The 14,075-nt window shown below is 72.5% G+C and carries 12 protein-coding genes and 2 tRNA genes; 4 read left to right on the top strand and 10 right to left on the bottom strand.

The genetic code is table 11. From position 1 onward, the window contains the following. Window positions 1-141: 141 nt before the first annotated feature. From ABZW03_RS24835 to ABZW03_RS24850, 4 genes are all read right to left on the bottom strand, one after another. Entirely contained in the window at window positions 142-804 is a 663-nt protein-coding gene (locus ABZW03_RS24835) for an ATP-dependent Clp protease proteolytic subunit (RefSeq protein ID WP_355262271.1), read from the bottom strand. A gap of 56 nt (window positions 805-860) precedes the next feature. Next, window positions 861-1,469: an ATP-dependent Clp protease proteolytic subunit gene (locus ABZW03_RS24840; RefSeq protein WP_355262296.1), complete on the bottom strand. Its 609-nt coding sequence runs from the start codon at window positions 1,467-1,469 to the stop codon at window positions 861-863. A gap of 279 nt (window positions 1,470-1,748) precedes the next feature. Beyond that, window positions 1,749-3,140: a trigger factor gene (gene tig, locus ABZW03_RS24845; RefSeq protein WP_355262274.1), complete on the bottom strand. Its 1,392-nt coding sequence runs from the start codon at window positions 3,138-3,140 to the stop codon at window positions 1,749-1,751. Window positions 3,141-3,445: 305 nt separating this feature from the next. Further along, a tRNA-Pro gene (locus ABZW03_RS24850) sits at window positions 3,446-3,519 on the bottom strand. Window positions 3,520-3,690: 171 nt separating this feature from the next. On the opposite strand from ABZW03_RS24850, the gene ABZW03_RS24855 reads away from it, so the two are divergent. Continuing rightward, a tRNA-Gly gene (locus tag ABZW03_RS24855) sits at window positions 3,691-3,761 on the top strand. A 78-nt stretch (window positions 3,762-3,839) separates the two neighbouring features. On the opposite strand, the gene ABZW03_RS24860 is transcribed toward ABZW03_RS24855, so the two are convergent. Next, a complete protein-coding gene (locus tag ABZW03_RS24860) occupies window positions 3,840-4,397 on the bottom strand; it encodes a hypothetical protein (protein WP_355262276.1) in 558 nt (185 codons plus the stop codon). Window positions 4,398-4,587: 190 nt separating this feature from the next. On the opposite strand from ABZW03_RS24860, the gene ABZW03_RS24865 reads away from it, so the two are divergent. Further along, the gene (locus tag ABZW03_RS24865) at window positions 4,588-5,379 is read left to right on the top strand and encodes a DUF6348 family protein (protein WP_355262278.1); all 792 of its coding nucleotides are present in this window, start codon (window positions 4,588-4,590) and stop codon (window positions 5,377-5,379) included. A gap of 7 nt (window positions 5,380-5,386) precedes the next feature. On the opposite strand, the gene ABZW03_RS24870 is transcribed toward ABZW03_RS24865, so the two are convergent. The 4 genes from ABZW03_RS24870 to ABZW03_RS24885 form a co-directional block, all read right to left on the bottom strand. Continuing rightward, the gene (locus ABZW03_RS24870; RefSeq protein WP_355262281.1) at window positions 5,387-5,584 is read right to left on the bottom strand and encodes a hypothetical protein; all 198 of its coding nucleotides are present in this window, start codon (window positions 5,582-5,584) and stop codon (window positions 5,387-5,389) included. 513 nt (window positions 5,585-6,097) lie between these two features. Then, a complete protein-coding gene (locus tag ABZW03_RS24875; protein WP_355262283.1) occupies window positions 6,098-7,237 on the bottom strand; it encodes a PP2C family protein-serine/threonine phosphatase in 1,140 nt (379 codons plus the stop codon). Between the two features lie 419 nt (window positions 7,238-7,656). Further along, window positions 7,657-8,142, bottom strand: a complete 486-nt coding sequence (locus ABZW03_RS24880; RefSeq protein WP_355262286.1) for a ribose-5-phosphate isomerase — start codon at window positions 8,140-8,142, stop codon at window positions 7,657-7,659. Window positions 8,143-8,209: 67 nt separating this feature from the next. Next, window positions 8,210-8,809 carry a biotin transporter BioY gene (locus ABZW03_RS24885; RefSeq protein WP_355262288.1) on the bottom strand — a complete coding sequence of 200 codons (600 nt, stop codon included), beginning with the start codon at window positions 8,807-8,809 and terminating at the stop codon, window positions 8,210-8,212. A gap of 380 nt (window positions 8,810-9,189) precedes the next feature. Here ABZW03_RS24885 and ABZW03_RS24890 point away from each other — a divergent pair, with 380 nt between their 5' ends. Continuing rightward, entirely contained in the window at window positions 9,190-10,497 is a 1,308-nt protein-coding gene (locus ABZW03_RS24890) for an amino acid permease (protein WP_355262299.1), read from the top strand. A 76-nt stretch (window positions 10,498-10,573) separates the two neighbouring features. Here ABZW03_RS24890 and ABZW03_RS24895 read toward each other — a convergent pair whose 3' ends face one another. Next, complete coding sequence (locus tag ABZW03_RS24895) at window positions 10,574-11,206, bottom strand: DsbA family protein (protein WP_355262291.1); 633 nt, start codon at window positions 11,204-11,206, stop codon at window positions 10,574-10,576. 223 nt (window positions 11,207-11,429) lie between these two features. Here ABZW03_RS24895 and pepN point away from each other — a divergent pair, with 223 nt between their 5' ends. Further along, window positions 11,430-13,994, top strand: coding sequence for an aminopeptidase N (gene pepN, locus ABZW03_RS24900; protein WP_355262293.1), 2,565 nt, complete (start codon window positions 11,430-11,432; stop codon window positions 13,992-13,994). Window positions 13,995-14,075 lie beyond the last annotated feature (81 nt).

The following is a 14,075-nucleotide window of genomic DNA, read 5'->3' on the forward strand; positions in this document are numbered from 1 at the left end:
GGCCCCGCCCCGCGGGTCACCTATCAACCCCGACGCGGCCCCGCCCGCGGCCCCCGGGGGGGGGGGGGGGGCGGCGCCCCCCCGGCCCCCCCCCCCCCCCCGACGGGCCCTCCGCCCGGTCACGGCCGGAGGGAGCCGACCTCAGGAGGTCAGCGAGGTCTTGCGGGTGGTGATGATCTGGTCGACCAGGCCGTACTCGACGGCCTCCTCGGCGGTCAGGATCTTGTCGCGCTCGATGTCGTCGCGCACCTGCTCCGGCGTCTTGTTGGAGTGCTTGGAGAGCATCTCCTCCAGCTGCTCGCGCATCCGGAAGATCTCCTTGGCCTGGATCTCCAGGTCGGACACCTGGCCGCGGCCGGTCTCGGTGTACGGCTGGTGGATCAGGATCCGGGCGTTCGGCAGCGCCATCCGCTTGCCGGGGGTGCCGGCGGCGAGCAGCACGGCTGCGGCGGAGGCCGCCTGGCCCATGCAGACCGTGGTGATGTCCGGCTTCACGTACTGCATGGTGTCGTAGATGGCCGTCAGGGCCGTGAACGAGCCGCCGGGCGAGTTGATGTACATCTGGATCTCGCGGTCCGGGTCCATCGACTCCAGGCACAGCAGCTGCGCCATGATGTCGTTCGCCGAGACGTCGTCGACCTGCGAGCCGAGGAAGATGATGCGCTCCTCGAACAGCTTGGCGTACGGGTCGTACTCGCGGATGCCCTGCGTGGTGCGCTCGACGAAGCGCGGGACGATGTAGCGGCCCTCGGCACGCATGTCCTCGACGCGGGCCTTGGCGGCCGACAGGCTGGGGATGTTCATGGGGGTCCTTGTCCTCCGGGGCGTTGGGGCTGTGGTGTCGCGGGCCGGGCCGAGGCTCAGGCAGCGCCCGTGCCGCCGCCGCCGGGGACGTCCGCGGCGCTGTGCATGATCGCGTCGATGAGGCCGTACTCCAGGGCCTCCTCCGGGGTGAACCAGCGGTCGCGGTCGGAGTCGGCGGTGATCTGGTCGAAGGACTGGCCGCTGTGGTGGGCGATCAGCTCGGACATCCGCTTCTTGGTGCGGAGCAGCTGCTCGGCCTGGATCCGGATGTCGGTGGCGGAGCCGCCGAGGCCCGCGGAGGGCTGGTGCATCAGGATGGTGGAGTTCGGCAGCGAGAAGCGCTTGCCCGGGGCGCCCGCGGTGAGCAGGAACTGGCCCATCGAGGCCGCCATGCCCATCGCGATGGTGACGACGTCGTTCTTGATGTACTGCATGGTGTCGTAGATCGCCATGCCGGCCGAGATCGAGCCGCCCGGGGAGTTGATGTAGAGGAAGATGTCCTTGTCCGGGTCCGCGGCCAGCAGCAGCAGCTGCGCGGTGATCTTGTTGGCGATGTCGTCGTCGACCGCCTGGCCGAGGAAGATGATCCGCTCGTTGAGCAGCCGGTTGTAGACCTGGTCGCCAAGGCCGCCGAGCACGTCACCAGCGGCGGCGTGCGGCGCCATCGGGCCAGGCATCTGCATCTGCGGGAACGTCACTTAGCCACCTGCTCAGTCGATTTGGACGGTCGCTCCGCGGCCGTCACCGGGTCGCACAGCTTCCGGGTATCACGTCGTGATTGTTGCTGTCCAAGGACCCTAACGCGCAGGCCGGGCCGCAGAATCCCTCACGCAGAACTGTTCGCTGTGAGCGCAGGGTCGTGGCGGCCGCGGGCGGGACGACAGCGGGCCCGGACACCGTACGGCGTCCGGGCCCGCTGCGGCCTGAAGGGGCTACCGGGGCGCTCAGGCCTCGGTCTTCTCCTCGGCGGCGGTCTCCTCGGCGGCGGCCTCGACGGTCTCGCCCGTCTCGTCCTCGTCGTCGAAGTTGACCTCGTTGCCCTCGGTGTCGACGACCTTGGCGGCCTCGACCACGGTGGCCAGCGCCTTGCCGCGGGCGACCTCGCCGACCAGCAGCGGAACCTGGCCGCCCTGGACGACCTGCTGGGCGAACTGGTCCGGGGTGAGGCCGGAGCCGGCGGCGCGGCGGATGAGGTGCTCGGTCAGCTCCTCCTGGTTAACACCCAGCTCCTCGTCGGCGACGATCTGGTCCAGGACGAACTGGGTCTTGATGCCCTTCTTCGCCTGCTCCTCGATCTCCGCGTCCCACTCCTCGCGGGTCTTGCCCTGGGTCTCCAGGTAGGTGTCGAGGTTCAGACCCATCGGCTCCAGCTGGTGGTGCTCGACGTTGTGCTTGCGGGTCTCGACCTCGTCCTTGAGGAGCTTCTCGGGGTACTCGATCTCAACCAGCTCGAGCAGCGCGTCCAGGACCTTCTCCTGGGCCTGGGTGGCCTGGTCGTACTCCTTCATGCGCTCCAGGCGCTTGCGGGAGTCGCCGCGCAGCTCCTCCAGGGTGTCGAACTCGCTGGCCAGCTGGGCGAACTCGTCGTCCAGCTCGGGCAGCTCCTTCTCCTGGACGGCGGTGACGGTGACGGTGACCTCGGAGGTCTTGCCCGCCTGGGTGCCACCCTTGAGCTCGGTCTCGAAGGTCTTCTCCTCGCCGGCCGACAGGCCGGTGACGGCCTCGTCGATGCCGTCGATCAGACGGCCCGAGCCGATCTCGTAGCTGACGCCGGTGGCGGTGCCGTCCTCCGGCACCTCGCCGTCGACCTTGGCGACCAGGTCCACGACCACGGTGTCACCGGCGGCAGCGGCGCGCTCGACGTCCTTGAGCGAGGCGAAGCGCTCGCGCAGCTGCTCCAGCGACTTCTCGACGTCCTCGTCGGAGACGGCGATCGGGTCGACGGTCACCTCGATGGAGGAGAACTCCGGGAGGGTGATCTCGGGGCGGACGTCCACCTCGGCGGTGAACTTCAGGTCACCGCCATCGGCGATCTTCTCGACACCCTCGATGTTGGTGATGTCGGGCTGGCCGAGGACCTCGATCTTGCCCTCGTCGACGGCCTGCGTGTAGAAGCGCGGCAGGGCGTCGTTGACGGCCTCCTCCAGCACGGCACCACGGCCGAAGCGCTGGTCGATGACCCGGTTCGGGATCTTGCCCTTGCGGAAGCCCGGGACCGAGACCTGCTGGTTGATCTTCTTGTACGCCGCGTCGAGGCTGGGCTTGAGCTCCTCGAAGGGCACCTCGACGGTGAGTCGAACCCGGGTCGGGTTCAGAGTCTCGACGGCGCTCTTCACGGTTTGGTCTCCTATGGGCTTGCGGTCAGGTTGTCTCCGCCCGTCCCCGTCACCCGGCCGGAGCCGGAAGGAGGGTCGGACGAGACGGGCGATGGGCGGTTGGAGCTGCATCTCCCGTGGGGTGGACGGTGAGCTTGACTCCTCGCCCTCGTGCGGTTGACCTGGGTGGACGCCACAGGGACTACCGCCAGCGCCCCATCCTACCGGTACCACGAAAGGCGGACGCCAGACGCCACCGTACCGCCGCCGCGGAGCTCCGACACAGAACAGGGCCCCGCCCCGGTGGGCGAGACCCTGCCGCACTGTCGGGGTGACCGGATTCGAACCGACGGCCTTCCGCTCCCAAAGCGGACGCGCTACCAAACTGCGCCACACCCCGTGGTGCCGAGAGGAAGCGTACACGCCGGGCCTGCACGGCTCGCCGTCTTATTCCGCGCGGGCGCGGAAGAGGGGTGTGCGCCGTCCGGCGCGCGACGGGGTGTGCACTCGGGCGGCCGGACCAGGTAGGCTGTCCCCCGAACTTCCGGCCGGTGACGGCCCGGAGGGTCGTGCGGGCGTAGCTCAATGGTAGAGCCCTAGTCTTCCAAACTAGTCACGCGAGTTCGATTCTCGTCGCCCGCTCCGAAGCCCGGCCCCGGTGCGCCCAGCGCACCGGGGCCGTCGGCGTTCCCGGGCACCGGCGCCCGCGGATCCGGGCGCTCAGAGCCCGAGCCGGGCGGCCCGGGCGGCGGCCCGGTCCAGCAGCTGGTGGACGTCGCCCTCCCGGGTGGTCGGGCGGTCGTTGTACTCGTCCGGGGAGCGCGCCGGGCGGCCGGTGGCGTGCAGCACCTCCATCAGCTGGGCCCGGGCGGTGCGCACGGTGGCCGGGGTGCCGTAGCCGTGCGCCAGGACGGCGGCCTGGGCGCCGAGCAGGCAGACCCGGCCGGCCGCGTCCCACATCGCACCCTGCAGCCAGCCGTGCGCCCCGATGTAGCGGGAGGCGAGCCTGAGGTGGTCGGCCGCGCTGACCGGGACGGGGCGGGCGGGCCGGCCGAGCGCCCGGTCGAGCAGGGTGGCCCGGGGCTCGGGGTGGCCGGCCTGCCAGGGCCGCAGAGCGCTCCCGTACGGGCAGACGTACGGCACCGGGGTGCGCGCGGGGGCGGGCAGCGAGGCGAGGTAGGCCTCGATCTCGGCGACCAGGCCGGAGCCGGCCGGGCCGAGCGGCGGTGGCCCGGCGGCGGGGAGGACGGGCGGGGGCGTGGCGGCGGTGCGGGGCATGCGGGTCCTCCGGGCGGACGGCCTTCAGGTTCCGCTGCCCAAAATGGGGCATTCGGGACTTTTCCGCGACCGGAGGGCTCCGGGGTCGTGACGGTTTCCCGGCGGGCTGTCGGGCCGATAGCCTCGGCGGCGTTCGAGCGCAGTTCGAGCGCGAGCTCAGCCGCCGCGCTCCCGAGGTGGAGGAGTCCCGGTGCATCCGCAGGAGCGACTGGCCGTCATTCAGCGCTGTGTCGTCCGGGAGATGGCGCGACTGGGCCAGGTGTTCCGCCCGGACGGCGAGGTGGTCCGCGGCCCCGGCACCACGGCGGTGGCGGTCCGCGAGCACCCCGGGGACGACGGCGCCGGGCACGTGGACCTCGGCTTCGTGCTGCACCTGGGCCGGGCGGACGCCCCGGTGGTGTGGGACTGCGCGGCGGGCCTCGGGCAGACCGAGGAGGAGAAGCTCGCCAACGCGGTGAAGATGTGGGCGACCACCACCGCCCCGGTGCTGGTCGAGGCGGCGCAGGGCCACGGGACCCGCGCCGACCGCCCGCGGCTGCCCGAACTCCCGGGCTGGCACGCGGCGCAGGGGCCGGCCGCGGTGTTCGGCTTCGGCAACGAGCACCTGGCGGGCTGGCTGGCCGAGCACCGGGTGCTGCCGGCCCTGGCGCCCGCGCTGCGCGCGGAGTTGACCGGGCCGGGCCCGGTGGGCGTCAAGCTCTTCCTGGGCGGGAAGGCGGGGGACGACGTCGCCGAGGTCCGGGTGGGCGGCGAGGTGTCGGAGGCGGCGTCGTCGGCGCTCCGCGCGCTGGACTGGCCGCGGGGTGAACGGCTGTGCTGGGCACGGCTGTTCGTCCTGTTGACGGCCGAGCCGACGGCACCGGGGCAGGCCGCGCCGGCGGGTGCCGCGGCACCCGCGCCGATGCGTGTCCCGGCCCCGGCGGCGGCCCGCCCCCGGGGACTGTTCGCCCGCTGGCGGGAGGCCAGACGGGCCGGACGCTGAGCGTCCGTCAGCCGCCGGTGATGCTGGAGATGCTGTGCGCGAGGTTGGCCAGCAGGGAGTTGATCGAGCCCGCGACGGTGGTCTCGTGCAGCATGAAGCCGAACAGGGCGGCGACGATCGCGTGCGGGATCTTCATCGCCTTGTTGCGGATGAAGATGATGCACAGGATCGCGAACAGGACCAGAGCGGAGACGGAGAGTGCCACCCGGACTCACTTCCTCGTTTTCATAGCGTGGTGCCACCGCCCGGCGGCACCTGCGAAAGCCGGACCCCGGCCTGTCCGACGGTCCCGAGGCGGAATCGCGGACCGTCCGGCACACCGCCGGTGAGGGAGCCCACGGTCGACCGCTGCCTGTCGTGCCGCACGCGACGCCCCCCATCCCCCGAATCCTGAACAGTCCCGCCCGGACTCAGTGTGGTCGACCGTGCCGATTGCGTAAAGGTCTGACTGTCAGTCCAACGCCGATATCCTGCGATGCGAGACGAGTTTCCGCCGACCGGGACGATAGCGGAGCGGTCCTGACGAATCGTCGCCGGGGCCGTGCTGAGCGGCCGGAAAACGGCCGCAGGCGGGTAACGGAAGCCACTGGTCCGGTCAGCCGACGGGGCGTCCGATTTGGCTGAAGATCAGCTGCCAGGCTTGACAGCGGCGGCTGCCCACGGCATGTGCCAGGAGGCCTCGGAGGCGGGCGTCAGGGGCGGGCCTCGGAGCCGGGCGTCAGTCGCGCCAGAGCAGCAGCACGGCGCGGTCGTCGTTGATGTCCCGGGCGACCGTCTCGATCAGCGCGGCCGCGGCGCCCGAGCCCGTGCCGGGTCCGCCGCCGGGCACCAGCCGGTCCGCCTCCCCCATCAGCCGGTCCATGCCCTCCCCGAGGTCCCGGCCCGGCGCCTCGACCATGCCGTCGGTGCACAGCATCAGCACGTCGCCCCGGTTCAGCCGGCCCCGCACGCCCTCGAACTTGGCGCCGTCGTAGATCCCGAGCAGCGGGCCCTCGGCCTGCTTGACCTCCCAGCGCCCCTCCCCGGCCAGCCGCTGCATGCCCGGCAGGTGCCCGGCCGAGAGCAGCTCGTACTCGCCGGTGTCCAGGTCCAGCACCAGGTGGACGGCGGTGGCGAAGCCCTCCTCCCAGGACTGGCGCAGCAGGTAGCCGTTGGCGGCGGGCAGGAAGTCGTGCGCGGGCAGCGAGCCGACCAGGCCGCCGAAGGCGCCGGAGAGCAGCAGCGCGCGGGAGCCGGCGTCCATGCCCTTGCCGGAGACGTCCGCGAGGACCACCTCCAGCAGCCGCTGGCCGGGGCCGGTGCGGGCGGCGACCACGAAGTCCCCGGAGAAGGACTGGCCGCCGGCCGGGCGCAGCGCCATGTCCGCGTGCCAGCCGTCCGGCAGTTCGGGCACCCGGCTCTGCACCCGCAGCCGCTCGCGCAGGTCGAACAGCATCGTGGAGCCGCCCCACCAGGGCACGCCGACCCGGGCCCGGAACTGGGCGAGCAGCAGCCCGCCCACCCCGGCGGCGCCGACCACCAGGGCGGCGCCCGGGGTCACCCCGTAGAGGTAGGCCTCGGGGTTGTCGCTGGCGACCCGCTGGCCGGTGTGGATCACGGACTCGGAGGAGAGGCCGAGCGCGGCCAGCGCGTAGAGCACCACCAGGCTGCCGGGGCGCAGCAGCAGGGCGCCGGCCAGGATCGGCAGGACCAGGGAGGTGGGCGGGGCCCAGCCGGGGATCCAGATGTTGAGCAGGATCAGCAGCGGGACGAGCAGGGCGAGCGCGCAGAGCACCGGCCAGTCGGCGGCGCCGCCGCGGAAGTAGTCCACACCGGCCGTGCGCAGCCTTCGGCGGACCCGGCGGAGCCTCTTGCGCAACCGGGCCGTCACGGGCTCGGTCGCCGGGGCGGCGCCGGGCCTCGTCGCAGTCGTCTGGGGCGGTGTGCCCGGCGCTCTGCCAGCCATGGGGTCCGACCCTATCCACGGGCACCGCCCGGCGTCGACGGGCCGGGGGCGGGTACGGGCGCCGGAGCGCGGGGCGTCCAGCGGGTTTCGGCCGATCGGGAGGGGTGCGGGCGTGCCGTCAGGAGGCGTGCGCGGGTTGGGCGTACGAACCGCGCGGGTGGCGCGTGCGCCCCGCGTGCGGGGGTGTCCGGGAGCCGGGGCCTGTGGCCGATCCCACAGGCGGCGCGGGGCGGCTCCGGGCGCGCCACGCGGTGGCCGGGGGCGTCCCGGAGACGGCGGACGGCCGGTCGCACGGAGCGTGCGGCCGACCGTCGGACGGGTGGGTGGCGGGATCAGCCCTGCGGGTGGTGGGCCGGGATCGGCGGGAGCTCGCCGGTGGTCTCGTACTCGCTCAGCATCTCGATCCGGCGGGTGTGCCGGGCCTCGCCGCTGTACGGGGTGTTGAGGAAGACCTCGACGAACTTGGTGGCCTCCTCCAGCGAGTGCATGCGGCCGCCGATGGAGATCACGTTGGCGTTGTTGTGCTGACGGCCGAGCTCGGCGGTCTGCGCGCTCCAGGCCAGCGCGGCCCGGACGCCCTTGACCTTGTTGGCGGCGATCGCCTCGCCGTTGCCCGAGCCGCCGATCACGATGCCGAGGGCGTCCTCGTCGGCGGCGGTGCGCTCGGCGGCGCGCAGGCAGAACGGCGGGTAGTCGTCCTCGGCGTCGTAGATGTGCGGCCCGCAGTCGACCGGCTCGTGGCCGGCCCCCTTGAGCCACTCCACGAGGTGGTTCTTCAGTTCGTATCCGGCATGGTCGGAGCCCAGGTACACGCGCATGCCATGAGTGTGGCATGCGCGTGCGCCCGGGCCCGACAACGGGGGCGCCACCGGGGTGGGCCGGGGGTCAGCGCCGGCCGAGCAGCTTCCAGGCCAGCGGCAGGGCGCCGGCGGCGAAGGCAGCCTTGAGGGCGTCGCCGACCAGGTACGGGTAGAGGCCGAGCTCGGCGGCGCGGGCGAGCGACACGTGCAGCGACAGGGCCAGGTACGGGACGCCGACCGCGTAGATGGCGAGGCTGCCGAGGACCATGGTGACGGCGGTGTGGACCGGGGTGCGGTCGGCGCCGCGGCGGGCCAGCGCGCCGGTCAGGGCGGCGGCGACGACGAAGCCGAGCACGTAGCCGAAGGAAGCCGTCGCCCAGCCCGAGGTGCCGCCGGCGAACCAGGGCAGGCCCGCCATGCCGGCCAGCAGGTACAGCGCGAGCGAGGCGGCGCCGCGGCGGGCGCCGAGCGCGGTGCCGACCAGCAGGGCCGCGAAGGTCTGGCCGGTGACGGGCACCGGCGAGCCGGGGACGTTCACCGACAGCTGGGCGGCCACGCCGGTCAGCGCGGCGCCGCCGGCCACCAGGGCCAGGTCGCGGAGCTGGGTGCCGAGTCGGGTGGAGGCGGCGGGCAGCAGGTCGGCGAGGACGGCGCGACGCGGTATCGAAGTGGTGGCAGTGGCCATCGGGGCTCCTCCGTGAGAGTCCAGGTGAGTGAACACCTGTGAACCTACGCGGTGATCCACTGCGCGAACGGCACGGTTTCGGACAAACCCCTGGCCGCGGGCATTGTCGGAACCGACCCGGAACAACTCCTGGTCACAGCATGATCACTTTAGGTTTCGGCACGGTCCGCATCGTGGGCCCGAATCGAACATTCTTGGCATGGACAAGGGCGCCGCCGGATATTGGACAGCTCATGTCGCATACCGCACAGTCTGGAACCACCCCTATGGCCCCCACATCCGCCCCTCCGGCGACCGGGACCCCCGACGGCACCCAGCCGGCCGATCCGGCATCCGGCGGCCAGCAGCTCTCCCACGGGCTGAAGCAGCGCCACCTGTCCATGATCGCCCTCGGCGGCGTGATCGGCGCCGGCCTCTTCGTCGGCTCCGGCGCCGGCATCGCGGCCGCCGGCCCGGCGATCATCCTGGCGTTCGTGCTCTCCGGCCTCCTGGTCATGCTGATCATGCGGATGCTCGGCGAGATGTCCGCCGCCCGCCCCGCCTCCGGATCGTTCTCGGTGCACGCCGAGAAGGAGATCGGCCCCTGGGCCGGGATCACGGCCGGCTGGATGTACTGGGTGATGCTCTGCTGCGGTGTCGCCGCCGAGGCCACCGCCGCCGGGAAGATCGTCAACGGCTGGATACCCGGCGTCTCGGCCTGGGTCTGGGTCGGCCTGTTCATGGTCTTCTTCTGCGCCAGCAACCTCACCGCGGTGAAGAACTTCGGCGAGTTCGAGTTCTGGTTCGCCGCGATCAAGGTCGCCGCGATCATCACCTTCCTGGTCCTCGGCGGGCTCGGCATCGCCGGCGTGATCGGCCCCGGCTCCCCCGGCACCGCCAACCTCACCGGCCAGGGCGGCTTCCTGCCCAACGGCGTCGACGGGCTGATCGTCGGCCTGCTGGCCTCGGTCTTCGCGTACGGCGGTCTGGAGACCGTGACCATCGCCGCCGCCGAGTCCGAGGACCCCAAGCGGAACGTCGCCAACGCCGTGCGCACCGCGGTGTGGCGGATCGCGATCTTCTACATCGGCTCGATGGCCCTGGTGGTCACGCTGGTCTCCTGGAAGGACCCGGCGGTCGTCGCCGACGGCCCGTACGTCACCGTGCTGAGCCACCTCGGGGTGCCCGCCGCCGGAACGATCATGCAGGTGGTGGTGCTGGTCGCCCTGCTGTCCGCGATGAACGCCAACATCTACGGCGCCTCCCGGATGGTGTACTCCCTGGTCGGCCGCGGCCAGGGCCCCAAGGGGCTGGCCAAGGTCAGCGACGGGGTGCCGCGCAGAGCGGTGCTGGCCTCCTGTCTGTTCGGCTTCGGCGCCGTGCTGGCCGCCAAGTTCTGGCCGGACACCGTGTTCACCTGGCTGATGAACACCACCGGCGTGGCGATCCTGGTGGTCTGGCTGTTCATCTGCGTGGTCCAGCTGCGGATGCGCCGCCGGCTGGAGCGCGAGGCGCCCGAGCTGCTCACCGTGAAGATGTGGGGCTTCCCGTACCTGACCTGGGTCGCGATGGCCGCGGTGGCCGGCATCCTCGCCCTGATGACCACCACCGAGGGCAACCGCGAGCAGCTGTACGCGGCCGGCGTGCTGGTCGCGGCGCTCACCGTCGCCGGGCTGCTCAAGCAGCGCCGGGACGCCGCCCTGCGCTGACCTTCCGTCCCCGCGCACGGCGAGGGCCCGGTACCGAGTGGTACCGGGCCCTGCCGCGTTTCCGAGGCCGTCGGGACTAGTCGAAGGACGGGCCCGCCGTCCGGGTGCGCTTGATCTCGTAGAAGCCCGGGGTGGAGGCCACCAGCAGGGTGCCGTCCCACAGCCGGGCCGCGGCCTCGCCCTTCGGGGCGGGGGTGACCACCGGGCCGAAGAAGGCCACCCGCTCGCCGTCCACGCCCTCGACCGCGATCACCGGGGTGCCGACGTCCTCGCCGACCAGGGTGATGCCCTCCTCGTGCGAGGTGCGCAGGGCCTCGTCGTACGCGTCCGTGTCGGCCGCGTCGGCCAGCTCGGCCGGCAGGCCCGCGGCCACCAGGGCGGCCGTGACGGTCTCCCGGTTCTGCGGCAGGCCCTGGTTGTGGAAGCGCGTGCCCAGCTCGGTGTAGAGCCGGCCGAGCACCTCCGGTCCGTGCTGCTCGGCGGCGGCGATGCAGACCCGCACCGCGCCCCAGGCGTTGTCGAGCATCTCCCGGTAGCTGTCCGGGAGGTCCCGGTGCTCGTTGAGCACCGACAGGCTCATCACGTGCCAGTGCACGTCGATCGGACGCAGCTGCTGGACCTCGATCAGCCAGCGGGAGGTCATCCACGCCCACGGGCAGGCCGGGTCGAACCAGAAGTCGGCGGTCTTGCGCTCAGTGGCAGTCGTCACTGCGGGTGTCCTTCGTCAGGTGGTCCGAGGCAGGGGGAAGTTCCCCCGGGAACGCCAACACCCGCCCGGCGCCGCTGATTCCGGCGCGGACGCGGCGGTCTGTGCAATGGTACTGACGGCGCGGAGCGTGAAAGGATGGCCCCGCGCGCGGAGCACACCCCCGCGCCGAGACCGCACCACCCACAGGCGCACCACCGTGCGAGCCGGACAAAGGAGTACCGCCGTGCCGGGCAAGAACCTCAGCCGCGACGAGGCGCAGCAGCGGGCCAGCATCCTGGCCGTGGACGGCTACCGGGTCCGGCTGGACGTGACCTCGGCCCCGGACCGGGCGGCCGACACCTTCCGCTCCACCACCACCGTCACCTTCCGCTGCTCCCGGCCCGGTGCGGACACCTTCCTCGACCTGCTCGCCCCCGCCGTCCGCTCGGTCACCCTGAACGGCCGCGCCCTCGACCCGGCCACCGCCTACGACGGCGCCCGGGTGCACGTCGACGGCCTGGCCGCCGAGAACGTGCTGACCGTCGAGGCGGACTGCGCCTACAGCCGCACCGGCGAGGGCCTGCACCGCTTCGTCGACCCGGTGGACGGCGAGACGTACCTCTACACCCACTACGAGCCGGCCGACGCCCGCCGGGTGTTCGCGAACTTCGAGCAGCCCGACCTGAAGGCCCCGTTCACCTTCACCGTGACCGCCCCGGCCGCCTGGGACGTGTGGTCCAACGCCCCGCACGGGACCGTGACCGCCGAGGACGGCGCCCGCACCTGGGAGTTCGCGCCGACCGAGCCGATCTCCACCTACCTCACCGCCGTCGTGGCCGGCCCGTACCACGTCGCCCGCGACCACTACCGCCGCGAGCTGGCCGACGGCACCGCGCTGGAGATCCCGCTCTCCGCGATGTGCCGCAAGTCGCTGGCCCCGTACTTCGACGCGGACGAGATCCTCGGCGTCACCAAGCTCGGACTCGACTTCTTCCACGAGGAGTTCGACTACCCGTACCCCTTCGGCAAGTACGACCAGGCCTTCGTCCCCGAGTACAACATCGGCGCGATGGAGAACCCCGGCTGCGTGACCTTCAAGGAGGAGTTCGTCTTCCGCTCGAAGGTCACCGACGCCGCGTACGAGGCCCGCGCGAACGTCATCCTGCACGAGATGGCGCACATGTGGTTCGGCGACCTGGTCACCATGCGCTGGTGGGACGACCTGTGGCTGAAGGAGTCCTTCGCCGACTTCATGGGCTCCTACGGGCTGATCGGCGCCCGCACCCGCTACTCCTCGGCCTGGGTCACCTTCGCCAACCAGCGCAAGGCCTGGGCCTACCGGCAGGACCAGTTCCCCACGACCCACCCGATCACCGCGGACATCCGGGACCTGGAGGACGCCAAGCTCAACTTCGACGGCATCACCTACGCCAAGGGCGCCTCGGTGCTCAAGCAGCTGGTGGCGTACGTCGGTTCGGAGGCCTTCTTCGAGGGCGCCCGCCGCTACTTCAAGCGCCACGCCTTCGGCAACACCGAGCTGGGCGACCTGCTGGAGGTGCTGGAGGAGACCAGCGGCCGCGACCTCAGGGCCTGGGCCGCCGCCTGGCTCCAGACCTCCGGCGTCAACGCGCTCACCCCGCAGGTCACCACCGACTCCGAGGGCCGGATCACCGAGCTGGCCGTGCTCCAGGACGGCGACGTTCTGCGCCCGCACCGGATCGCGGTCGGCCTGTACGACCGGGACGCCGACGGCGCCCTGGTGCGCACCGGGCGGATCGAGCTGGACGTCACCGGCGCCCGGACCGTCGTCACCGAGGCCGCCGGCCTGCCCCGCCCGGCGCTGGTGCTGCTCAACGACGACGACCTGACCTACTGCAAGGTCCGCTTCGACGAGGAGTCGCTGGAGACCCTGCGCACCGGCCTCGGCGACATCCGCGACGAGCTGGCGCGGGCGCTGACCTGGTCCGCGGTCTGGAACCTCACCCGGGACGGCCTGATGCCGGCCCGCGACTACGTCGCCCTGGTGCTGCGGTTCGCCGGCCGGGAGGGCAACATCGGCGTGCTCCAGTCGCTGCACGCCCAGGCCAAGACCGCCGTCGACCTGTACGCCGACCCGGCCTGGCGCGGCGAGGGCGGCCGGCTGCTCGCCGACGGCGCCCTGCGCGAGCTGCGCGAGGCCGTCCCCGGCAGCGACCACCAGCTGGCCTGGGCCCGCTTCCTGGCCCAGACCGCGGGCGGCGCCGAGCACCTCGGCCTGGTCCGCGGCCTGCTGGCCGGCAGCGCCCGGATCGACGGCCTGGAGGTCGACCAGGACCTGCGCTGGTCGCTGTGGCTGGCGCTGGCCGCGAGCGGCCAGGCCGCCGACGAGGAGCTGGCCGCCGAGCTGGCCGCGGACAACACCGCGAGCGGCAAGCGGCACCACACCCAGTGCCTGGCCGCCCGGCCCACCGCGGAGGCCAAGGCCGCCGCCTGGTCGGCCGTGATCGACTCGGACGAGCTGCCGAGCGCCCTGGTCGAGGCCAACACGGCCGGCTTCTCGATCCCCGCCCAGCGCGACCTGACCGCCCTCTACGCGGCGCCGTACTTCAAGCTGCTGGAGCGGGTCTGGGCCGAGCGGACGATCGAGATCGCGATGCGGATCGTCGGCGGCTTCTTCCCGATCGCCCAGACCGACGAGCAGACCCTGGCCGAGGCCGACGCCTGGCTGGCGGGGTCCCCGCAGGCCGCGCCGGCGCTGCGCCGCCTGGTGCTGGAGCGCCGGGACGACCTGGCCCGCGCGCTGCGGGCGCAGGCCTGCGACCGGGCCTGACGGGCCGTACGGGCCGTACACCGACAAGATGGCGCCGGCCGTGAAGCGGCTCTACGAGCAGATGCCCGAGCCGAAGTACGT

Origin of the sequence: Kitasatospora sp. NPDC004799, from assembly GCF_040609095.1 — a bacterium.
Classification (GTDB): domain Bacteria; phylum Actinomycetota; class Actinomycetes; order Streptomycetales; family Streptomycetaceae; genus Kitasatospora.